18 protein-coding genes are annotated in these 21,063 nt (G+C 45.1%); 8 read left to right on the top strand and 10 right to left on the bottom strand.

Features of this window, described 5'->3' with window-relative positions:
* Window positions 1-24: 24 nt before the first annotated feature.
* The 3 genes from L5M17_RS08055 to L5M17_RS08045 all read right to left on the bottom strand — a co-directional run bounded on the left by L5M17_RS08055 (window position 25) and on the right by L5M17_RS08045 (window position 3,916).
* Window positions 25-810, bottom strand: coding sequence for a RelA/SpoT domain-containing protein (locus tag L5M17_RS08055; protein WP_263146528.1), 786 nt, complete (start codon window positions 808-810; stop codon window positions 25-27).
* A gap of 205 nt (window positions 811-1,015) precedes the next feature.
* Window positions 1,016-3,100 carry a M13 family metallopeptidase gene (locus L5M17_RS08050; protein WP_263146526.1) on the bottom strand — a complete coding sequence of 695 codons (2,085 nt, stop codon included), beginning with the start codon at window positions 3,098-3,100 and terminating at the stop codon, window positions 1,016-1,018.
* Between the two features lie 261 nt (window positions 3,101-3,361).
* Entirely contained in the window at window positions 3,362-3,916 is a 555-nt protein-coding gene (locus tag L5M17_RS08045) for a sugar O-acetyltransferase (RefSeq protein ID WP_263146524.1), read from the bottom strand.
* Window positions 3,917-3,994: 78 nt separating this feature from the next.
* Here L5M17_RS08045 and rsuA point away from each other — a divergent pair, with 78 nt between their 5' ends.
* Window positions 3,995-4,747 carry a 16S rRNA pseudouridine(516) synthase RsuA gene (gene rsuA / locus L5M17_RS08040; RefSeq protein WP_263146522.1) on the top strand — a complete coding sequence of 251 codons (753 nt, stop codon included), beginning with the start codon at window positions 3,995-3,997 and terminating at the stop codon, window positions 4,745-4,747.
* A 71-nt stretch (window positions 4,748-4,818) separates the two neighbouring features.
* Here rsuA and L5M17_RS08035 read toward each other — a convergent pair whose 3' ends face one another.
* Genes L5M17_RS08035 through L5M17_RS08025 form a run of 3 tightly spaced genes read right to left on the bottom strand, consistent with a single transcriptional unit; the run spans window position 4,819 to window position 6,889 of the window.
* The gene (locus L5M17_RS08035; protein ID WP_131523739.1) at window positions 4,819-5,775 is read right to left on the bottom strand and encodes a DUF4097 family beta strand repeat-containing protein; all 957 of its coding nucleotides are present in this window, start codon (window positions 5,773-5,775) and stop codon (window positions 4,819-4,821) included.
* On the bottom strand, window positions 5,772-6,356 hold the full coding sequence (locus L5M17_RS08030; RefSeq protein WP_263146517.1) for an anti-sigma factor: 585 nt from the start codon (window positions 6,354-6,356) through the stop codon (window positions 5,772-5,774). The genes L5M17_RS08035 and L5M17_RS08030 overlap by 4 nt, the downstream gene beginning before the upstream one ends.
* Complete coding sequence (locus L5M17_RS08025; protein WP_113939254.1) at window positions 6,356-6,889, bottom strand: RNA polymerase sigma factor; 534 nt, start codon at window positions 6,887-6,889, stop codon at window positions 6,356-6,358. Before L5M17_RS08025 ends, L5M17_RS08030 begins: the two co-directional genes overlap by 1 nt.
* 450 nt (window positions 6,890-7,339) lie before the next feature.
* On the opposite strand from L5M17_RS08025, the gene L5M17_RS08020 reads away from it, so the two are divergent.
* Complete coding sequence (locus L5M17_RS08020; protein ID WP_263146515.1) at window positions 7,340-9,202, top strand: methyl-accepting chemotaxis protein; 1,863 nt, start codon at window positions 7,340-7,342, stop codon at window positions 9,200-9,202.
* Between the two features lie 200 nt (window positions 9,203-9,402).
* Here the strand turns inward: L5M17_RS08020 and L5M17_RS08015 are convergent, their stop codons facing one another.
* The 3 genes from L5M17_RS08015 to lolB form a co-directional block, all read right to left on the bottom strand.
* Window positions 9,403-10,350, bottom strand: a complete 948-nt coding sequence (locus tag L5M17_RS08015; RefSeq protein WP_006080255.1) for a ribose-phosphate pyrophosphokinase — start codon at window positions 10,348-10,350, stop codon at window positions 9,403-9,405.
* 112 nt (window positions 10,351-10,462) lie between these two features.
* Window positions 10,463-11,317, bottom strand: a complete 855-nt coding sequence (ispE, locus tag L5M17_RS08010; RefSeq protein WP_263146513.1) for a 4-(cytidine 5'-diphospho)-2-C-methyl-D-erythritol kinase — start codon at window positions 11,315-11,317, stop codon at window positions 10,463-10,465.
* Window position 11,318: 1 nt separating this feature from the next.
* Window positions 11,319-11,963 (bottom strand): lipoprotein insertase outer membrane protein LolB, encoded by a 645-nt coding sequence (gene lolB, locus L5M17_RS08005; RefSeq protein ID WP_263146510.1) that lies wholly within the window; start codon window positions 11,961-11,963, stop codon window positions 11,319-11,321.
* Between the two features lie 253 nt (window positions 11,964-12,216).
* Here lolB and hemA point away from each other — a divergent pair, with 253 nt between their 5' ends.
* The 3 genes from hemA to prmC are packed head-to-tail and all read left to right on the top strand — an operon-like array spanning window position 12,217 to window position 15,424.
* Entirely contained in the window at window positions 12,217-13,467 is a 1,251-nt protein-coding gene (hemA, locus tag L5M17_RS08000; protein WP_028761678.1) for a glutamyl-tRNA reductase, read from the top strand.
* Window positions 13,468-13,481: 14 nt separating this feature from the next.
* A complete protein-coding gene (prfA, locus tag L5M17_RS07995; protein ID WP_113939045.1) occupies window positions 13,482-14,573 on the top strand; it encodes a peptide chain release factor 1 in 1,092 nt (363 codons plus the stop codon).
* 2 nt (window positions 14,574-14,575) lie between these two features.
* Window positions 14,576-15,424 carry a peptide chain release factor N(5)-glutamine methyltransferase gene (prmC, locus tag L5M17_RS07990; protein WP_113939044.1) on the top strand — a complete coding sequence of 283 codons (849 nt, stop codon included), beginning with the start codon at window positions 14,576-14,578 and terminating at the stop codon, window positions 15,422-15,424.
* Window positions 15,425-15,793: 369 nt separating this feature from the next.
* Here prmC and L5M17_RS07985 read toward each other — a convergent pair whose 3' ends face one another.
* Window positions 15,794-16,345 (bottom strand): outer membrane beta-barrel protein, encoded by a 552-nt coding sequence (locus L5M17_RS07985; RefSeq protein ID WP_173242900.1) that lies wholly within the window; start codon window positions 16,343-16,345, stop codon window positions 15,794-15,796.
* A gap of 651 nt (window positions 16,346-16,996) precedes the next feature.
* Here L5M17_RS07985 and L5M17_RS07980 point away from each other — a divergent pair.
* The 3 genes from L5M17_RS07980 (at window position 16,997) to L5M17_RS07970 (ending at window position 20,956) form a co-directional block, all read left to right on the top strand.
* Window positions 16,997-17,884 (top strand): pirin family protein, encoded by an 888-nt coding sequence (locus L5M17_RS07980; protein WP_113939042.1) that lies wholly within the window; start codon window positions 16,997-16,999, stop codon window positions 17,882-17,884.
* A gap of 338 nt (window positions 17,885-18,222) precedes the next feature.
* Window positions 18,223-19,599, top strand: coding sequence for an ATP-dependent RNA helicase DbpA (gene dbpA / locus L5M17_RS07975; protein ID WP_263146605.1), 1,377 nt, complete (start codon window positions 18,223-18,225; stop codon window positions 19,597-19,599).
* A 283-nt stretch (window positions 19,600-19,882) separates the two neighbouring features.
* Complete coding sequence (locus L5M17_RS07970; protein WP_263146507.1) at window positions 19,883-20,956, top strand: hypothetical protein; 1,074 nt, start codon at window positions 19,883-19,885, stop codon at window positions 20,954-20,956.
* Window positions 20,957-21,063: the final 107 nt, after the last annotated feature.

Genomic DNA, 21,063 nt, shown 5'->3' with positions numbered 1-21,063 from the left:
AGCGCAAGAGTGGAAGCTTTTTAGTTAAGCGACTGAGGCTCTTAATAAACTGGCTTCATCAACCCGTTTATAGTTAAGCCATGCCTTGTGGTACAACTTATGTGATTCTTGACGTAATTGGGCAATCTGCGCGAGTTCAAACTCACTTAGTGAACGTTGTTGTTTACGAGCATTGGCCTCAATCCTTTGTACTTTTTCATATACCTTGTGTTCAGGACCATTTTTGATATCAGCGATATCCTGTAGGTGTAACTGCACTTCAGCAATCATGCCTGATTGGGGTAAGCGTACCAGTAGATTGAGATCGCGATAGCCAGAGGCTTTAGGTTCAGCAAAGCGGTTTTTTTGTTTCACAACTTGGGTGTGCTCATTCAAAGTTTGGTAGGCATGCATCAGATCTTGAATGCTGTCGGTCACAATACTTGCCCTTGCAAGGTCGGTAATTTGGCTGGCATCACCGTTAAATTTTGTCGCCACTTTATCGGCAGCTCTTTGGTAACTCTTTACTGGTGGAACAATCACTTGTGCCTGTGAATAATGGGCAATTTTGGTGAGTAATTGGGCGAGCTCAGCTTGTGCATCATAGGCTTGGTGATGGAGCACGGATAAGTCATTCGAGGATTGATGAGGCGCATCGAAGGTCTGACTGCTGAGTGCATATAGACCTTGTAGGTCATGGCTTGGTGCCTGTCTTGCACTGTAATTACCACGTTCAGCTTTACTGTCACTGATGTCGAGAGGATTTGCTACACCAGCGCGGCTCGATAATAAGAGTAGAAAAATAAAAAAGGTACGAAATAACTTAGTCATGCGGCCTACTTCCTTATGGGTGAGTTATTCAGGTCACGCATCCACCATAGGCTTCTATTGCTTAATTAAAGCTGAACCAACCATGAAGACTTGTTCATCTTGCGCATGGGGCTCAGTGGTTTAAGGAAATAAAAATGGCGCCACCTGTAACAGTGAGCGCCATTGTTGGCCAGCTTATGCCGCTGAACAGTGATTTAAATTTGGCTTACCAAATTTTTACGCGTTTCTCTGGTGCGATATACATGGCATCGCCAGGTTTTACATCATACGTAGTGTAGAACTCAGGCATGTTAGATAGTGCACCCAGTGCGCGGAATTCCGCAGGTGAGTGTGGATCGGTCGCTACGCGGTTACGCATGGCTTCTTCTTTAGCTTTTGCGCGCCAAATTTGCGTGAAGCCGATGAAGAAACGTTGATCGCCCGTTAAGCCATCGATAACGGGTGCATCTTTACCGTTAAGCGATTTCTTATAAGCACGATAAGCGATAGTCACACCTGACAAGTCACCAATGTTCTCGCCTAAGGTTAAGCTGCCGTTGACATGCAGATCATCAAACACTGCATAACCATCGTACTGTGCGATTAGCGCTTTGCCGCGAGCAGAGAACTCTTTCAAGTCTTGCTCTGTCCACCAATCACGCATGTTGCCTTCGCCATCGAATTTAGCGCCTTGATCGTCAAAACCGTGGCCCATTTCGTGGCCGATTACCGCACCAATACCACCGTAGTTGACTGCATCGTCAGCTGCCAAATTGAAGAATGGTGGTTGCAGAATGGCTGCAGGGAACACGATTTCATTCATGGTTGGGTTGTAGTAAGCGTTAACCGTTTGTGGCGTCATGTGCCATTCGTCTTTATCGATTGGCGCGCCCAGTTTGGCTAGTGATTTAGCATGTTCAACTTCGCTGGCACGCATAGCGTTACCGACTAAGTCGTCTGCCTTGATGGTCAGCTTACTGTAATCTTCCCATTTGTTCGGGTAACCGATTTTCGGGTTGAATTTTGCTAATTTATCCGCCGCAGCCACTTTAGTGCTGTCGCTCATCCAAGTTAATTCTTTGATGCTGTCGCCGTAAGCACCACGCAGGTTTTCAACCAGTGCTTGCATACGGTCTTTGGCTTCTGGAGTGAAGTGACGTTTGACATACACTTTACCCACAACTTCACCAAGAACGCCATTGACGGCTGCAACGCCACGCTTCCAACGAGGTTCTTGTTCTTCTTGGCCATTCAAGGTTTTAGAGAAGAAAGCGAAGTTTTCATTGTCTAACGCTTCACTCAGATTGCTCGCCGCGTGCGTCAGCACTTGCCATTGCATATAGGTTTTCCAAGTGGCTAACTCAGTTGTTTTTAAAACTTCGTTTAACCCTTGGATATAGCTAGGTTGGTTAACTATGATATCGGTTTGCTTGTCAGCGCCAAGAGTGGCTAAGTAGCCAGCCCAATCGATATCCGGTGCCAGTGTTGGTAGATCTTTGACTTGATATAGATTGTAGGTCTTAGTGCTGTCGCGGTTTTCAACCACATCCCAGTGCTTGGCAGCAATGGCCGTTTCTAAGGCTAAAATAGCTTCAGCACTGGCTTTAGGGTTAGCAAGACCCGCAAGGGTAAACATTTTTTCGATATGGGCGACATATGCCTTACGGATATTAACGAAGCGTTCTGATTCGTTAAAGTAGTAGTCTTTCTCTGGCAGGCTTAGGCCATATTGATAGAGATGCGTTGCGTAACGGCTAGAGTTTTTCGCATCGATATCGATATAAAATGCTATTGGGGTACCCGCGCCAGCGATTTGGCTGTGGGCGAAGTACTTCACTAATTCATTCTTATCTTTTAAGGCATTAATAGCATCAAATTCGCCTTGGATTGGTGTGACTCCCAGTTTATTGAGTGTCTCAGTATCCATAAATGAACGATATAAATCGGCCACTTTTTGCTCATCTGTACCAACGGCGAGGTTGGGTGTTGCAGCCACTTCTTCGATAATGGCTTTTACGTCGTCACGTGATTTTTCACGTAAATCGTAGAAAGCGCCAATGCTAGTGCGATCAGCTGGGATCTCAGTGTTTTTTAGCCAAGTGCCGTTAACGTATTTATAGAAATCGTCTTGTGGACGAATCGCTTTATCAAAATTAGCAAATTCAATTCCAGAACCTAGTGCTTGAGTCACTGCCGCTGCGGTGGCTGTTTTAGCAGTTTCAGGTGCTTTAACTTCGGCAGCCTTGTCATTACAGGCAGTCAGGCCTGCGATAAGTGAGGCACACAGTCCCCCAATGAGTACTTTTCTCATGTTGTTTCCTTCGAGTTTATTATTGTGCCCATTATTGGGGCTGTTATTTTGGCAAAATGGGATTGCTTCAGGCGCAATGAACTATGTTAATGCCTTACTAGGAATCGAAACAAGGTCATTACACTGTTTATCGTGGATTTATCTTGAGTGATATGTAACTAAAGGTTACCAGTGAGCATATTTAAGTCAGTAGCTGCAAAGTTACCGTATGCAGGCCTTTTCAGGTAAGTGAGCACTTCGATTTATCATTTTAAAATAGGGTTAATTCAGTTGCCTAATTAGTTTTGCAGGGTTACCTGCAATCACTGTTTTGGCTGCGACATTTTTAGTCACTACGGCGCCAGCACCGATGACGGCATCATCACCAATATTGATTCCTGGCATTATGATTGCGCCGCCGCCAATCCATACCCGTTTACCGATGTGAATCGCTTTAGCGGTTTCCAAACCTGAGCAACGTAGCTCGGCATCAAGTGGGTGACTTGAGGTATAAAACTGTACATTGGGGCCGACCATAGTCTGTTCATCAATAAAAATGGGGGCATTATCCTGCAAGGTGACATTGACATTGATGAACACTCTGTCAGCAAGAGTAAGATTGATGCCATAACTGATAAAAATCGGCGTGGAGATAGTTGCGACTGGCGATTTAAGGGGCAGAAGTTGTTGGCAGAGTTGGGTGTACTCAGTGCTATTTTGAGCAATCGTTTGATTTAATTGTCGATTCAGTCGCTGCTGTTGTGTTCTTAAACTTAAGAGTTCGCTGTCAAGACAATCATATTCTTGGCCTGTGATCATCTTTTGGAATTCAGTCATAGCATCTTTCCCTATGGTGATTACTGTCAATGCGTAAGGGCTAATATAGAAACACAGGTCGCGTTGAGCAGCAATTCTTTGCCCTTTGAACTGGTCGGCTTCATAATACGGCAGTTTTCTTTATTGAAGTTGAGTATTAACGTGCGTTTAGACAAATTTATCTGTGAGAGTACCTCACTGACTCGCTCATTAGCGAAAAAAGCCCTGCATCGCGGTGATATTACTTGTGATGGTTTAGTCGTTAAAGACTCGGGTTTTAAAGTGACTGAAGGTATGTGTGTTTGCCTTGAAGGCGAGCCGATTGTCTTAGTGGGCGAGCGTTATTTAATGCTTAACAAACCGGTAGACACTATTTGCTCGACGATAGATGAAACCTACCCTTCGGTATTGAGCTTAGTGGATGTGCCTAAGCCAGAAACTTTGCACATTGCTGGTCGTTTAGATGCTGACACTACAGGACTCGTGTTGATTACCAGTGATGGCCAATGGTCGCATAAGATCACCTCACCGAAGAAAGAATGTGGCAAACGCTATTTAGTGCAACTCGCTGAGCCAGTGGATGCTAGTTTGATTGCGGTATTTGCCGCTGGCGTTGAATTGCGCGGTGAAGATGGTCTAACTAAGCCGGCGTCACTGGAGATTATTGATCCACAATTAGTGCGATTAACCATCACCGAAGGTAAGTATCATCAAGTGAAGCGTATGTTTGCCGCTGTGGGCAATCATGTGCAAGGGTTGCATCGTGAAAGTGTAGGGCAAATTGAATTAGACCCCACCTTAGCACTGGGTGAATGGCGATATTTGACGGCTGAAGAGATAGCTTCAGTCTGATGAGTTTGATATAAAAAATGCCGCCCGAGTTTTACTTTGGCGGCATTTTTATTTGTGCTAAATAGCTTTTATTACTGTTTCTTTAAAATCAGATGACCGCTGATGGTATTCATCTTCACGTTGGCTGCACCAGAGCCTGTTTGGAATGATAACTCTGTGCTTGGTACATATTTTTGTTTTTGCGGTACATCTTGGGTTAAACCGTTGTTGATTTTTCCACCAGGACCACCATCTAAGTTGAAGCTTGCATCGGGAACATCATTAAAGATCACAGTAATATCGCCACTCACACTTTCTAAATTCGCTTTGTTGAAGTTTTTAGCGAGTGACACTTGTGAATCTCCGCTGACGGTTCTGAGCTCGATTTCCTTGGTGACGCTAAAGTTAGCATTCACTTCACCTGAGACTTGTTCAATCGTGACTTTTTCTGCCTGAGTGTGGCTTTTTAAGTCACCGCTAACGAGGCGATAATTCATTTCTCCTTTACTGTCAGTGTCCTGAATCGTGCCGGATACGGTTTCTAATTTGATTTTTCCATCAAGTGCTTTGGTCGTGATATCACCAGAGACTGTATGTAACTCAGGTTTACCACTTAAGTTGTTGGCGTTGATATTGCCGCTTACCGTATTCAAATCTAGTTCACCTTGAGTTTCGGCAACTTGCAGATTGGCAGATATGGTATCTGCACTGAGTTTAACCGTTTTTGGGACTTTAATGGTGAGCTGTGATCCTTTGTCATTATTGCCATTATAGTGGCGAGGCATCTTGTCTTCGATATTGAGACTATTTCCCTGTTGCTCAAACACAAAGCCTTCGCTCAATTCATCTAATGTACCAGTGACACTCACTTCACTCTTGTCCCATGTTTGAATGGTCACATCACCGCGTTGGACTTTGATCTGCAGTTGAGTGTCGCTGCTGACACTTAACTGTTTATCAACGCTTTGTGCTGCTAACACATTGCCCATTAAGCCTAAACAGAGTGTCGAAACCAATAGGCTAGCTTTAGTGAGATTGCGGTTGCTCATAGGGTGTTTCCTTGTGTCGAGTTTCTAATGGGTAATTTTTGGCCCTGTTGTAATAGGTCGAGCTCACGCTGCTGCACCCAAAGCCAGAGTTGCCAAAGTTGTTTATCGGTTGGATTTGCTTGTAAAGCTTGGTAAATCTGTGTTGCCGCGAGCCTTAGCTCAGTTAAACCTTGCTCAACGGGTGCGCTGAAACTGCTCGTTTGCCACATTAGCGCATTTGGCGCCTGTTCTAGGTTGTCCACTTGCGTTTGGTGCGATGTTGCAATTTGGGTGAGTAATAAATGTAAGGCCGCATCTCCTGGTTGCTCTGGCATAGCTTGGTTCTGGGCAAGCTCTGTCTGCTGCATTATGAATGAGTTGAAATAGGGCAATTGGGTATATCCCAATGCCGCTAGAATAATAAACGAAGCCGCTATCGCCCAAGCGTGACTCTTCTGGGGTTTGTACGTTTGGGCTATCAGCGTTTTATCCATGCGTTTTTCAATGCCTTGCCACAGATCATGTGTAGGCGACATCTCTTTGGGCGCGCTATTGAGCAATTGCTCAAGCTGTTGTTCACGGGAAAGCGGCGTTAACGTCATTACAGCATCTCCTGTAGTAGTTGCTTAGCTCTATGGTATTGGGTCTTGCTGGTGCCGACGGCAATGCCGAGTAAGTCAGCGATTTCATCATGTTGATAACCTTCGATTGCACAGAGTACGAAAACCATGCGAGCGCGTTCTGGCAGTTTGAAAATTAACTTATCTAATCCGCTATAGCTGCTATCAGAGCTTAAGGGTTCAGTTTCTTGTTCCAGCGGAATAAATCGTGACCAAAAGGACTTTTGTTTACGAATGCTGCTCAATGCTTGATTGACACAAATACTGTGTAACCAAGTGGAAAACTGACTCTCACCTCGAAATTGTGGCAACTTCTGCCACACTAAAATAAAACACTCTTGGGTAATTTCTTCGGCCATAGCGCTATGGCCGCAAAGGCGCAGTGATAGGGCGTAAATACGTTGGTAATGGCTTTGATAAAGCAACTTGAAGGCAGTTCTGTCTCCTTGGCTCGCTAAGGTGACCAGTTCAAAGTCAGACATTGAGCCATTGAGTGGGAGGATCCCTGCTGTCACTGTAATTTCCTGCCATAATGATTGAGTGTTGTAGTTTTGACGCAGTGGGCGCTACAAAAGGTTTGGAACCTTAAAAAATATATTTTATTTAGAACAATGATCCAGCGTAATATTTTTGTAATTTGTAGTAGAATTCGCCCGAAAAATTACTACTAAGCTAATGAAGTAATTCATTTTATACTAATTGATATTATGGTAATTACATCTGCTTTGAGACGGTATATTTAACGTAATTAAAACGAAATACTTTGTAGTAACGGTAGGGTATCACCCTGAAGCACCAAGCTAAAAATAAGTTAAAAATAATGCGGTACTCACAGTATGGGAGCTTAAATCGACAAGCTATCAAAGTATTTGATGTGAACTTTTAATGTATTGCTATGTTTGCGCTGTTAAAGGCTTAATTTCCAGCTATCTTTTTAAGATAGATTACATATTCGGGGACTTTCTATGTTTATCCGCTCAAAGTTGTTACTCAGTGCTGCAGTGTCTATTTCGGCACTAATTGCCATGTTTGGATTACAACTCTATTCAAATTCGGTGAAATCGGAACTTTCTAACGCGGCTCAAAGTGTGCTTGATTTAGAGCGCGACGTCTTAATTTTGCGTAAAAATGAAAAGGACTTTTTCGCTCGCAAGGATTTGAAATATGTCGAGCTGCATAAGCAAAGCCACATGGCAATCGACAGTATTGTCCCTGAGTTAGAGAAAGTCTTTAAAGAATATGGGGTGTCGACTGCCTCACTTGAAAGTTTTGACCGTAATTTAAATCAGTATCAAGCCGCTTTTTCTGAAGTGGTGCAGCTACAACAAGAGATTGGCTTAACACCTAAAACAGGTTTGTACGGTACGTTACGAGCTGCGGTGCATAACGTTGAAACGCTACTCAAGGAATTTGATCAGCCCGCACTCGAAGCCGCAATGCTGCAACTTAGGCGTAACGAAAAGGATTTTATGCTGCGTCGTGAGCTAAGTTATGTCGAAACCTTCGATATTAATATTGGTAAGTTTAATGACAAGCTTCATGCCTCGAGTATCGATATTGATACTCAACGAAAAATTGAAGAGCTTATTACTCAATATCAAAAGGATTTCAAAAGCTTAATTAATAAAGAACAGCAGCTTGGTTTGACCGAAAATGACGGTACTATGGCGCGAGTTTTAGCTGCAAACCAGCAAACTGAGAGCAGTACGAGTGACTTGAAAAACTTGGCTCTTAAGGCTATTGATGATGCTGAGAGTAGTAGCGTTAATGTCGGTATTACTGTGTTTATCTTTATTGCGTTACTACTATCAATCATTACCTACTTGATTATCCGCAGTATTATCGCGCCTGTTGAGCGTATCACGCAGATCATTTCTCGCATCGAGGTGAGTAAAGATCTGACATTGAGGTGCGATGCCTCCACCCAAGATGAACTTGGTGAAATTGCACAGCATTTCAATAGCATGGTGAGTAGCTTCCAACAGCTGATTGAGCAAGTGATTGAGTCGGTCGCAACGATTAACACTTCCTGTAAACGTGTTTCAGAAAATGCCATGCTCGCCTCCGAAGGTGTGGGCCAACAACTTAATGAGACCGACATGGTCGCAACAGCAATCACTGAGATGGGCGCAACGATTGAGGAAATCGCTAAAACAACCGAATTAGCGGCATCAAAAGCAGGTCAGACCCACGATAATGCCCAAAGTGGTCAATTAGAGGTTGAGCAAACGATACATAAAATCCAGTCACTTGCTGAGCAGTTGAATAGCTCAGCAGCGGTCGTTAACGAATTGGAACGTGACAGCGAGACTATCGGTAGCGTGCTAGATGTGATCCGCGGCATTGCTGAGCAGACTAACCTTTTAGCCTTGAACGCTGCGATTGAAGCGGCGCGTGCGGGTGAGCAGGGCCGTGGTTTTGCTGTGGTTGCCGATGAAGTGCGTAACTTAGCGATGCGGACGCAATCGTCAACCCAAGAGATTGCTAACATCATTCAAACCCTGCAGACGCGTACCCGATCGATTGTGCAATTGATGGAATCTAGCCAAAAACAAGGCGTTGAAAGCGCTGAACAAGCGGCAAGTGCTGGCGCTTTATTGAAGCTTATCAATAACGACGTGCGTAATATTATGGACATGAGCACTCAAATTGCGGCGGCTATTGAAGAGCAAAGTATGGTGGCGGCCGAAGTGAATAAGAATGTGGTGGTGATCCGCGATATCGCTGAGGAGTCATCCCATGCGGCAGATGCAAATGCGTCCGCATCGGATGAGCTTAAGGCGCAAGCTGAATTCTTATTCCGTGCGGTGAGTAATTTTAAAATCTAATGCGTAGAAGCCAGTTTACATCTGATGATCAGAAGCTGGCTTAAAAAATACACTAACAAAAACGCACTCCGAGGAGTGCGTTTTTATGTCTGAGTAATTAGCTCTGCAAGCTTAGTGATTCGTTAAAACAGTAAGCTGTGCATCGGAACCACTCAGATTAGTCAGAACGTTCAGCGACCGAACTATTCGCGACGTAACTATTAGTGACGGAACATGGCAGAAATAGACTCTTCGTTGCTTACGCGACGAATTGCCTCAGCCAGTACCGCAGACATAGTTAACTGAGTTACTTTAGCCACTTTCAACATTTCTGGGCTTAAAGGAACTGTGTCAGTCACAATCACTTCATCAATCACTGAGTTAGCGATATTTTCAGCCGCTTTGCCAGAGAAGACTGGGTGAGTTGCGTAAGCAAATACGCGGTTCGCACCATGTTCTTTTAAGGCTTCAGCCGCTTTACACAGAGTGCCGCCTGTGTCGATCATATCGTCAACGATAATGCAGTCACGACCTTGAACATCACCAATGATGTGCATAACTTGCGCAACGTTCGCTTGTGGGCGACGTTTATCAATGATCGCTAAATCAGAATCATCCAATAGTTTTGCTACTGCGCGAGCGCGAACAACACCACCGATGTCTGGAGAAACAACGACTGGATTATCTAAGTTCTTCGCTAACATATCTTCTAGCAGCACTGGGCTACCAAATACGTTATCAACAGGAACGTCGAAGAAACCTTGGATTTGCTCAGCGTGCAGGTCACAGGTCAGAACGCGGTCAACACCCACGCTAGACAGGAAATCGGCAACCACTTTTGCAGTAATAGGTACACGGGCGCTACGAACGCGACGGTCTTGACGAGCATAACCAAAGTAAGGAATAACAGCTGTGATACGGCCAGCAGATGCACGGCGCAGCGCGTCAACCATCACGATGAGTTCCATCAGGTTGTCGTTTGTCGGCGCGCAAGTGGATTGGATGATGAACACATCGGCACCACGTACATTTTCGTTAATTTGGACACTGATTTCACCATCGCTGAAACGACCAACCACTGCGTCTCCGAGTTTGCAAAATAGACGATCGGCTATCTTTTTAGCGAGACTGGGGGTGGCGTTCCCAGCAAAGAGCTTGATGTCGGGCACTGTATGAACCTCAGGCGTTTGCTTTATATTTTAGTGGCTAGAGTAACGACGATGTAGGGACGGGAGGAACCCGAGGCGTTATCGTTAAGTGGTTACTCTAGAAGAAAGTAGTTTAAGGGTGAGTGAGTCGCGTGATGAGCGGCGAAAGATTCATCCCTTGTGCAACAAATCCTTGCATTTCAGACGGTAATTTCGCCAAGGCTGCGAGAGCTTGTTGCTTTTGTGTGAATTCCCCGAACACGCATGCGCCTGTTCCTGTCATTCTCGACGGCGCATATTCTAGCAGCCAGCCTAATGCCTTGGCAACTTGAGGGTATTTAGAAACGACTAGTTTTTGACAATCATTTGCCCAAGGTTGGTTCATTAAGGTCTCTATGGCCAGTTTCGGGGTATCACGTGGTAAAAGTGGATCTTGGAATACTTCAGCGGTGGAAACATGGGCATCGGGTGCGATGATTAAGTACCAAGGCTCACTCGGATTTACCGCTTGTAAGCGTTCACCTACACCTTCGGCAAAAGCGGCGAAACCATGAATAAAAACAGGAATATCGGCACCCAATTTAAGGCCGATTTTAGCCAGTTCTTCGGTCGATAATTGGGTGTTCCATAACGTGTTCAGTGCCACTAAGGTGGTGGCAGCATCTGACGAGCCGCCACCTAAACCTCCGCCCATGGGTAGACGTTTATCCAACCAGATTTCGGCGCCGCCAGTAAAGCCTGTGATTTGTTGTAATGATTTTGCGGCTCGCAGAATTAAGTTATCGCTATCGGCGACAACATTAGAGATATTGGAGTGCAAAATCAGTTCTGCGGTTTCAGTGACCTTAAAATCGAGCATGTCACAGTAATCAATAAACTGAAACAAGGTTTGCAGTTCATGATAACCATCTGCGCGGCGACCATTCACGTGTAAGAATAAGTTAAGCTTGGCTGGTGCTGGCCAATGGCGTGAAATTGCTGCGGGCATGCTAAGGTTTCTCTTCGAGTATGATTTCAGGCTTGCCGAGGGCTTGCCATTGATTCAATTGTAGTTTGAGTTGTAAGTCACCACGCTCAAGCTTTAATTGATGGGGCACGTTGGCGCCGCTCTGGGATTGCCAACTTAAAAATGTGACCTGCCAAGGCGGTGGGGTTTGAGTGTTTGTGAGCTGTTTAGGTTTGCCTTGGCTATCGCTTTCAAGTACTTGATCATTTTGGCCAACTTGACCAGTGATCCACAAAGGTAAATCGGCCAAGGGGATGGACCAACCGCTGACGCGCTCGAGTAAACGCTGGGCATTCTCGTCGCGAAAATCTTTGCCATCGATATGTAAATGGGCAGAGTTCGAGGTTGAATTAAGCGTCAACACAGTTGTGCCTAGCATAGTCGTGAGTGTGAGTTCATCGCGATCTTCACTGTGGCGCCAGTAGATATTGGCACTGAGTTTATCGTCGGGAGTTTTTATCGCTAGTTTTCCCTGTAATTCCCAAGCTTTGGCTTGGCGCGCATCATTGACTGTGATTGGGCTTAAGTCAGTCATCGGCGGCAAAGTTTCACACCCCGCCAGTAAGAGTAGGGCGCTTAAGGTAAAACAAGAGAAAATGGTTTTTGTGAGGCGCTTCAAATTATTCATCTATGACTGATATACCAAAGTCCTTATGATACGAGGGCTTGGAAAGAATACCAATGCCAAACGTAAAATTTCCATCGGCGGTCACTTAGATTTGCTCCCTTGGGACAAATTTTGCCTTACCTATTATTGATAGAAAATTTAGGTAAGAAGTTAGACCTTTATTCGGTTTTGTTAAGCGTATTCTGTTTTTAGTTGGGCCAATTCAGTAGAATGCCCTTATTAAGAGAGTCGCCAAGAATCTAGAAAGAGTCAGATGAGCCTTGTAGCAATCGGTATTAACCATAAAACAGCCACGGTAGACCTGCGTGAGAAAGTAGCCTTCTCTCCGGACAAAATTCATGACGCTATGAAGAGTCTGGCCAGTCGTACACGCTCGGGTGAAGCCGTTATTGTCTCGACCTGTAATCGCACTGAGTTGTATTGCAACAATGGCGATGAGGCCGACATTATTGCGTGGCTTGAAGAATATCACGGCCTAGATCATGAGGATGTAGCACCTTGTCTCTATAACTATCACGGTCAAGATGCCGTAAGGCATTTGATGCGCGTAGCCTCCGGGCTCGATTCTTTGATCCTTGGTGAGCCGCAGATTCTCGGTCAAGTAAAGCAAGCGTTTGTTAAGGCCAAAGAGGCTGGTACGGTTGCGTTAACCATAGATAGACTCTTTCAGAATACTTTTTCAGTTGCTAAGAAAGTCCGCACTGACACTGAAATTGGCGCCGCCGCAGTTTCAGTGGCATTTGCCGCGGTAAGCATGGCGAAACATATTTTCTCATCGATATCGACCACTAAAGTGCTGTTAATTGGTGCGGGTGAAACCATAGAACTGGTTGCGAAGCATCTTAAAGATAACGGCGTGGCTTCAATGGTCGTAGCAAATCGGACGTTAGAACGTGCCCAAGGCATGTGCGAGGAGTTTGGCGCAACAGCAATTACACTGGCGCAGATACCAGATTATCTCCCAAAAGCCGATATCGTGATATCCTCTACCGCCAGCCCTCTGCCTATCCTAGGTAAAGGCATGGTCGAAAAAGCGCTAAAGCAGCGTCGCCATCAACCTATGTTATTGGTTGATATAGCAGTTCCCCGGGATATTGAGCCGGAAGTCGCCGATTTGGATGACGCGTTTCTGTATACAGTGGACGACCTGCATAGCATTATTGAACAGAATATGGCTTCTCGAAAAGAAGCCGCCGAGCAAGCTGAAGTAATTACTGAAGAACAATCTTTCCTATTTATGGATTGGATCCGTTCTTTAGAGTCGGTCGACAGTATTCGCGAGTATCGCAGCCAGAGCATGGCGGTAAAAGATGAGTTAGTGGAACGCGCCTTGAATAAATTAGCCCAGGGTTCAGACACTGAGCAGGTATTGATTGAACTAGCCAATCGCCTGACCAACAAACTTATCCACGCACCGACACAGGCCCTCACGGCAGCGAGTCGTCAGGGCGATTTGAATACTCTCGGTCAGTTAAGATCAGCGCTTGGATTAGATAAAAACTAAGGTTAGCGAGTTAAATGAAGGAATCCGTTATCCGCAAGCTGGAAGGCTTGCTCGAGCGCAATGAAGAAGTCATGGCTTTGCTGGGTGATGCTAGCGTCATTTCTGATCAAGACAGGTTTCGTGCGTTATCGAAAGAATATGCCCAGTTAGAAGACGTTGTTGCTGGCTTTAAAGCCTATCAGCAAGCGCAGGCCGATCTCGATTCTGCCAAAGAAATGCTGGAAGAAGACGATGCTGAAATGCGTGAAATGGCGCAGGAAGAGATGAAAGCCGCTAAGGCCAAACTCGAGCAGCTCGAAGACGAATTGCAAATTCTATTACTGCCAAAAGATCCTGACGACGATAAAAATGCCTTCGTTGAGATCCGCGCTGGTGCAGGCGGCGATGAAGCGGCTATTTTCGCCGGTGACTTATTCCGCATGTACAGCCGTTATGCTGAAGCAAATCGCTGGCAGATCGAAATCATGAGCTGTAACGAAGGTGAACATGGTGGCTTTAAAGAAGTGATCATGAAGGTCAGCGGTGAAGGCGTATACGGCAAACTTAAGTTTGAATCCGGCGGCCATCGTGTACAGCGTGTGCCAGAAACCGAATCCCAAGGACGTGTGCATACTTCAGCGGTTACTGTTGTGGTACTCCACGAAGTGCCTGAAGCCGAAGCGATTTCAATCAATCCAGCCGATCTGAAAGTCGATACTTATCGTTCATCGGGCGCGGGTGGTCAGCACGTTAACAAAACTGACTCAGCTATTCGAATCACCCATATTCCTACTGGGATCGTGGTGGAATGCCAAGATCAACGTTCGCAGCATAAGAACCGTGCCCAAGCCATGAGTGTACTGGCCGCACGTATTCAAGCTGTTGAAGACGAAAAACGCCGTAGCGCCGAAGAATCGACCCGTCGTAGTCTGGTTGCCAGTGGCGATCGCTCCGAACGTGTACGTACTTATAACTTCCCGCAAGGCCGCGTGAGCGAACACCGCATCAACTTGACCTTATATCGCTTGAACGAAGTGATGGAAGGCGATCTCGATGCTATTTTATTGCCTCTGATGCAAGAGCATCAAGCCGATCAGTTAGCCGCACTGGCTGACGAGCAGGGGTAATTTTGTCAGATCAATCTAGCATAGCCGAAGCCCTGCAATGGGCTTATGTGCAGTTAGCATCAACCTCTGAATCCGCTCATCTGGATGCAGAGGTTTTGTTGTTATATTGCCTCAATAAAAGCCGCAGCTATTTGTATACTTGGCCTGAAAAATCCCTAACGGTTGAACAGTGGAAACGCTTCCAGCAAATGGTACAGAAACGCCAAAAAGGCGTACCTGTGGCACATATTGTCGGTGAGCGCGAATTTTGGTCGTTGCCTTTTATCGTCAACGACACCACTTTGATCCCACGTCCTGATACGGAAATTTTGGTCGAAACTGCATTGAACATGCCGCTTTCCACCTACGCCAAAGTGCTCGATTTAGGCACTGGCACTGGGGCAATTGCGCTGGCGTTGGCGTCTGAGCGTGAGTCATGGCAAATCACCGCGGTCGATAAAGTCGATGATGCCGTGGCTTTGGCTATCGCGAATCGTGAGAACTTAAAGCTGCCACAGGTCGAAATTCTCCAGAGTGACTGGTTCAGTGCCGTAAAGTCGCGGGACTTTGATTTAATCGTCTCAAATCCGCCCTATATTGATGAAGCTGACGAACACTTGCACCAAGGTGACGTGCGTTTCGAGCCCCAAAGCGCGTTAACCGCCGCCGAGGAAGGCTTTGCCGATCTTTATTATATTGCCAACACAGCTCGAGATTACTTAAAGCCTAACGGCTATATCCTGCTCGAACATGGTTTTGAGCAGGCTGTAAAACTCAGAGCTAAGCTTATCGAACTGGGCTACGAGAATGTCGCGACAGTGCGAGACTTTGGCAGTAATGACAGATGCACTATGGGTAAATGGGCGGAGTAAGTTACTAAAAATAAATTCGATGACCCATAGAATAATGATGAGACTTTAGACTTATTAACTTGTCATCTCAAATATAACGCTATTGCCAATCTGCAATAGCGTTTTTTATGTATAGATATTTGCTTAAAATAGTGTCTTCAGTGAATATAAGATGACTATTCTTAGGAAATATAGTTATGGGATATAGTTTAATCAGCTGTGGAATGGGAAATTTTTCTTCAGCATTTGCTATAAATTTTATATAGCGTTAATAGAAATAACGTAATTAATTATGATAAAAATGGGTTTTCACTATAATTCTAAGTTAAATTTTTTATTGGGAACATAATGCCAGTATTTACTGGCATTATGGGTTTTAAATTTATAGCTTTAGAAACTGTAGCCTATTCCTACAGTGAAGCTCGTCATTTCAAATACTCCAGAATCCTGGTAGGCTAATGTTGTCATAATTTCGAAGCCATTATAAAAACGACAACGCCAACCTAATGCGGCATATAAGCCATAGCCATCGTCTGAATACTCCTCTATAGTTATAACATCATCACTACTATTTCCGTAGTCATTCAATTGATAATTAGCTTTAGATTGAGATAATCCGGCCTTAAATATCGCATTATGTCTTGCTGATATTTGGTATGTATATGTGCCAGCAAGCCGAGAGGAATAAGAGTTCTCCAACACGTAATCGTCAAAAACACCATGTATTGCTGCAGTAAAAGGCTCACTTTGAAATGGTGTGTAACCTACTTCAACTCCCCAATCTGGGGTGAATTGATAGCGATAGGCAAAGTCATAATGGGTAATCCCCCCATAGTCTTCTGTTGAGCCTAAACCCAAGCCTGCAGAGAAACCATGGGTTTCATCTGCGCTAGATGCTGTAGTGGAAATGAGTAAAGCTAAAAGTATAAATAAGCGTTTCATTGTACTTCCTGTAATCACATTAATCCATGAACGCTAAAAGTAACAGATTTGGTTGCTAATTGTAAACGTTTTGGTTTTTATTTATTTCGTATGGTCTCCCGATAAGTGGGCAGATGTCAGTAAGCTTATATTGAAACAAATGTAATAATTTATTATTTCTTCTTAGACTTCAGTAATTCACTATGTATTTTACTTGGTAAGCAGTAATTATTGTTAAATCCTCATTGTTTCTAAATGAACTAAATTAGATTTTTATAGTATTTTTTTGTGTTGGTTGTATTTGTATACAGTGTGCGGAAATACATTTTTAATGAATGGAAGTAATTTAATTCAGATTTAAGGTTTGATTTTTATGTACCATAATAATTAAAATTTTTTTATTAACGCTATTTTTGATCGCCACGAGTTCAAATCCGAAGTGCAAGATTTGGCAACTAAACCACTATTTTATTATCCAGTTAGAACACTAGGTTACTCGCTCCTTCCTGCATACCGTTCTATTTTTTCGAATGTTTAGGCCGTGATTTCGCGTTATTCTTTTGTAAATTTCCTTGTTATTCTGCCTCCATCAGCAAAGCGTTTGCGTCTTGAGTTAGCCGTATGATCTTGGCACTTCACGCACCGCTTTGCTCAACCGATAGGAGAGCAGCAATGAAAGTATTAAGTCAGTTTTCCGCCAAAGCCGCGATGGATGGCGATGGGGTCAATATTCGCCGTGTCGCCGATTTTGTGACGACTAAATTTGATCCTTTCTTGATGATCGACGAAATAAAATCCGATGATGAACAAGATTTTATTGGCGGCTTCCCCGCACATCCCCATCGCGGGATGGAGACGTTCACTTATATTCGTAAGGGCGGTTTTGAGCATCGCGACCAAATGGGTAATGTGAAGGCGATTCGTGCCGGCGATGTGCAGTGGATGAGTACCGGGTTCGGGGTAGTGCACTCTGAAATGCCGCTGGCCGATGCTGTTGATGGTCTGCATGGATTTCAAATTTGGGTCAATATGCCCGCCAAAGACAAGCTGCGTCCAGCTAAGTATCAAGATACTGCGGGTAGCGCGAGCGTTGAAGTGACCAATAACACGGGCGCTAGCTTAAAAGCCTTAGCGGGTGATTGGGGCTTTAAAGATCAACCGCTTATTAGTGCAGCTATTAAAGGATTAGCGGGCGAAGCAGCCATTGCTGATTTAAGTCTATCGCCAAATGCTGAGGCCACGCTCGATTTGTCTCAACATGAGTTTGTCGCCTTGTATTTGTACCAAGGTGACTTATATAAAAGCGATTCAAGCAAGGGTGAAGACTCACACTGGTCATCTGCTTCCAATCAACATCATCAGGGCGAGTTTTTAGTGCTCGATAGCCAAAGTGTGCTTAAGTTTAAAGCCGATGAGCGCGGCGCTGGGATGCTACTGTTTGCGGGTAAACCTATCCGTGAAAAAATCGTCCAGATGGGTCCCTTTGTGATGAACACCCAAGCGGAGATTCAGCAGGCGATTCGCGATTACCAAGAAGGGCGTTTCGGCCAGATCGCGTAATTTGTTAAATCTGCCGCACTGAGCTAATTCTAAATCCAAGCCTAAGCCCTGTATTCCTGCAGGGCTTTTTTGTTGCTGTTTACGCCTGCTATGTCTATTGCTTAAGGACTTGAGGCAAAAGCTGCGCTTTGTTGCTACAATAGCCGTGCTTTTGGGTTGAGCGAGCCTAGCGCTTAAATCTAAACTCAAGCTAGCCCAAAGCTAACCCAAAGCTAACCTGAATCTTGATAGACCAGTTAAATCGATAAGTAACGCAATTTCAGTAACCTAGCAGCCGCTTCGTTACCCACCACAGGATATTCACCTTGAGCAACTCTGATACTAAGCCTAATCCATCAATGGCTTTTTCGACTCTTAAGCTAAAACCCGAACTGCTTGAGAACCTTTCTTCTATGGGCTACAACGAGATGACGCCAATTCAGGCGCAAAGTTTGCCACCCATTTTAGCGGGGCAGGATGTGATAGGTCAGGGTAAAACTGGCTCGGGTAAAACGGCCGCCTTTGGCTTAGGGTTACTGAACAAGTTAGACGTTAAACGCTTTCGCATTCAAACCTTAGTGTTATGCCCAACCCGCGAGTTGGCCGACCAAGTGGCGCAGGAAATCCGCACCCTTGCCCGTGGTATTCATAACGTTAAAGTACTGACACTTTGCGGCGGTGTACCTATGGGACCACAGGTTGGCTCGCTGGAGCACGGTGCACACATTATTGTGGGTACGCCGGGTCGTATCGTCGATCACTTAGATCGCAATCGCTTAGATTTAAGCAATCTCAACATGTTAGTGCTCGATGAAGCCGATCGCATGTTAGAAATGGGCTTCCAACCCGCCCTCGATGCGATTATCGAACAAGCCCCGCGCGAGCGTCAGACGTTGCTATTCAGCGCGACGTTCCCTGAGCAAATTCAATCAATTGCCAAGCAAATCATGTATGATCCAAGCATGGTTAAAGTTGAAGGTAATCACGACAGCTTAAGCATCGCCCAGCATTTTTATCACTTAGACGATGACAAGGCGCGTATGCAAGCGCTGCAATTATTGTTGTTAGAACATAAGCCTGAAAGCGCAGTGGTGTTTTGTAATACAAAACGCGAAACCCAAAAAGTGGCCGATGAGCTTGAAGTCTTAGGCTTTAGCGTATTGGCTTTGCACGGCGATTTAGAGCAAAGAGACAGGGACGAAACCCTGCTGCAATTTGCTAATAAGAGTGCCTGTGTCTTAGTGGCGACCGACGTTGCCGCCCGTGGTTTAGATATCGATGCACTGGATGCCGTGTTTAACTATCACGTCGCCTATGACACCGAAGTGCACATTCACCGCATCGGTCGTACTGGCCGTGCGGGCAGTAAAGGCGCCGCTTATACCTTCTATAACGACCAAGACGGTTACAAAATTGCCTTGTTAGAAGAGTATTTAGAGCGCGAAATTACCAGCGAATCACTGCCATCAGAAAGTCTGCTCGGCAACAGGCCTTCAGCCCCAACCATGATCACTTTGCAGATCGATGGTGGTAAGAAGGAAAAACTGCGTCCAGGGGATATCTTAGGCGCGCTGACGGGCGAAAACGGTATCGAAGGCTCACAGGTGGGTAAAATCCAAGTGACCGATTACCGCGCCTATGTGGCCGTAAATCGTAAGGTTGCCAAGAAAGCACTGAACAAAATTACTGGTGGCCGGATCAAAGGAAAATCTTACCGCGCTTGGCCAATGAAGTAAGTTTGGCTTGAGTTGAATCGTACCTCGATTTAATTCGCTCTATTTTTAAAGGGAATAAACTCAGGTTTATTCCCTTTTTTGTTGGGTTTTATAGCTGTAGTCACTACACCTTTGTGTCTACTTCACCTCGAATCTTATTGGGCGATTAAGTAACACTTTGTATTTGTCTGCTTAATTGATATGCCCCTCAGCTTGCCTGTGTTAGAAGTGATTCTGAGTAAAAAATAAATGAGCGGATTAACGGCTTTGTCAGGTGATAGGGCTGCATCGGTTGGGAGTATTTATGTTTCGATGGACTATTTTACTAAGCATCTTTTTAAGCGCAGCGAGCGTTGCATCAATTCAGCCAGAGCCGCAACCGGAGTCTAAGCCAGAGCCGCAACCGTTACAGCATTTCATCTACATTAACCATCGTGAGGCTAACGGAGAAAACATTCGTGCCGACAAGGCGCTGCACGATCCCCGTTTTGGCGGTGCGCAGATTGTTTATACTTGGCGCAGTTTAGAGCCTAAGCAGGGCGAATATGATTTCAGTGCGATTAGGGCCGATATTGCGTATCTCGATTCGATAGGCAAAAAATTGTGGATCCAGCTGCAAGAGAAATCCTTTACACCCAGAGTCAATGTGCCGCGTTATTTGCTCGATGATCCGATTTATCAAGGAGGTGTGTTGAAGCAAAGCATGTTGAGCGCGCCAGAGCGTGATCCCAATAAACCGGTGACGGATGATGAGTATGGCTGGTCAGCCAAAATGTGGGAGCCCTCAGTGCGTGCGCGTTATCAACAATTGGTGTGTCAGCTTGGCCAAGAGTTTGATGGGAAAATTGCGGGCATTAACTTTAGTGAAAGCTCAATTGATGTGGGGACTGAAAACGCCGATGGAACGACCACCTTCCCCAGTGATTTTAATCCTAAAGCCTATATCGATGCGATTGGCGAGAATATGCAGGTATTAGCTGAGTCATTTCAGCATTCAACCGCTATGGTGTATTTGAACTTTTTGCCAGACGAATGGCTGCCATGGAATGACAAAGGCTATATGCGAGGCTTATTTGCGCAAGCCAAATCGCTCAACATGGGTGTGGGTGGCCCAGATTTGATGCCTTACCGTAAAAGTCATATGGCACAAAGTTATGCCTTTATTAAAGAGTACCCAGCGACACTGGTGAAAGGTATGGCGGTGCAAGACGGTAATTTGCGGCAGATTAATCCTAAAACGGGTAAAAAGAATACTGTGCCTGAGCTGCTGGATTTTGCGCAAAATTACCTAGGCTTAGACTACATTTTTTGGGTTGAAGATGAACCTTATTTTACGGATGAAGTCCTGCAGCAGTTGCCAGATACAAAGGCGAATTAACTTAGGTTGCCGTTTTAGGCTGTTTTTAAGGCAGTGATTGTTCAAGCCGATTATTGTTCAAAGCGTAGATAACGAGCTAAGCATCGATAAAGACAAACTAAGACAAA

The organism is Shewanella sp. SW24, from assembly GCF_025653395.1.
GTDB lineage: Bacteria > Pseudomonadota > Gammaproteobacteria > Enterobacterales > Shewanellaceae > Shewanella > Shewanella oncorhynchi.
Note: the sequence above shows the minus strand (reverse complement) of the source record. Positions and strands in the feature narration are given on the sequence as shown.

Bases quoted from the DNA above. Each gene is read 5' to 3' on its own strand.
- L5M17_RS08055 (WP_263146528.1), bottom strand. From the start codon at position 810: ATGACTAAGTTATTTCGTACCTTTTTTATTTTTCTACTCTTATTATCG.
- L5M17_RS08050 (WP_263146526.1), bottom strand. From the start codon at position 3,100: ATGAGAAAAGTACTCATTGGGGGACTGTGTGCCTCACTTATCGCAGGC.
- L5M17_RS08045 (WP_263146524.1), bottom strand. From the start codon at position 3,916: ATGACTGAATTCCAAAAGATGATCACAGGCCAAGAATATGATTGTCTT.
- L5M17_RS08035 (WP_131523739.1), bottom strand. From the start codon at position 5,775: ATGAGCAACCGCAATCTCACTAAAGCTAGCCTATTGGTTTCGACACTC.
- L5M17_RS08030 (WP_263146517.1), bottom strand. From the start codon at position 6,356: ATGACGTTAACGCCGCTTTCCCGTGAACAACAGCTTGAGCAATTGCTC.
- L5M17_RS08020 (WP_263146515.1), top strand. From the start codon at position 7,340: ATGTTTATCCGCTCAAAGTTGTTACTCAGTGCTGCAGTGTCTATTTCG.
- ispE (WP_263146513.1), bottom strand. From the start codon at position 11,317: ATGCCCGCAGCAATTTCACGCCATTGGCCAGCACCAGCCAAGCTTAAC.
- lolB (WP_263146510.1), bottom strand. From the start codon at position 11,963: ATGAATAATTTGAAGCGCCTCACAAAAACCATTTTCTCTTGTTTTACC.
- hemA (WP_028761678.1), top strand. From the start codon at position 12,217: ATGAGCCTTGTAGCAATCGGTATTAACCATAAAACAGCCACGGTAGAC.
- prfA (WP_113939045.1), top strand. From the start codon at position 13,482: ATGAAGGAATCCGTTATCCGCAAGCTGGAAGGCTTGCTCGAGCGCAAT.
- L5M17_RS07985 (WP_173242900.1), bottom strand. From the start codon at position 16,345: ATGAAACGCTTATTTATACTTTTAGCTTTACTCATTTCCACTACAGCA.
- L5M17_RS07980 (WP_113939042.1), top strand. From the start codon at position 16,997: ATGAAAGTATTAAGTCAGTTTTCCGCCAAAGCCGCGATGGATGGCGAT.
- dbpA (WP_263146605.1), top strand. From the start codon at position 18,223: ATGGCTTTTTCGACTCTTAAGCTAAAACCCGAACTGCTTGAGAACCTT.
- L5M17_RS07970 (WP_263146507.1), top strand. From the start codon at position 19,883: ATGTTTCGATGGACTATTTTACTAAGCATCTTTTTAAGCGCAGCGAGC.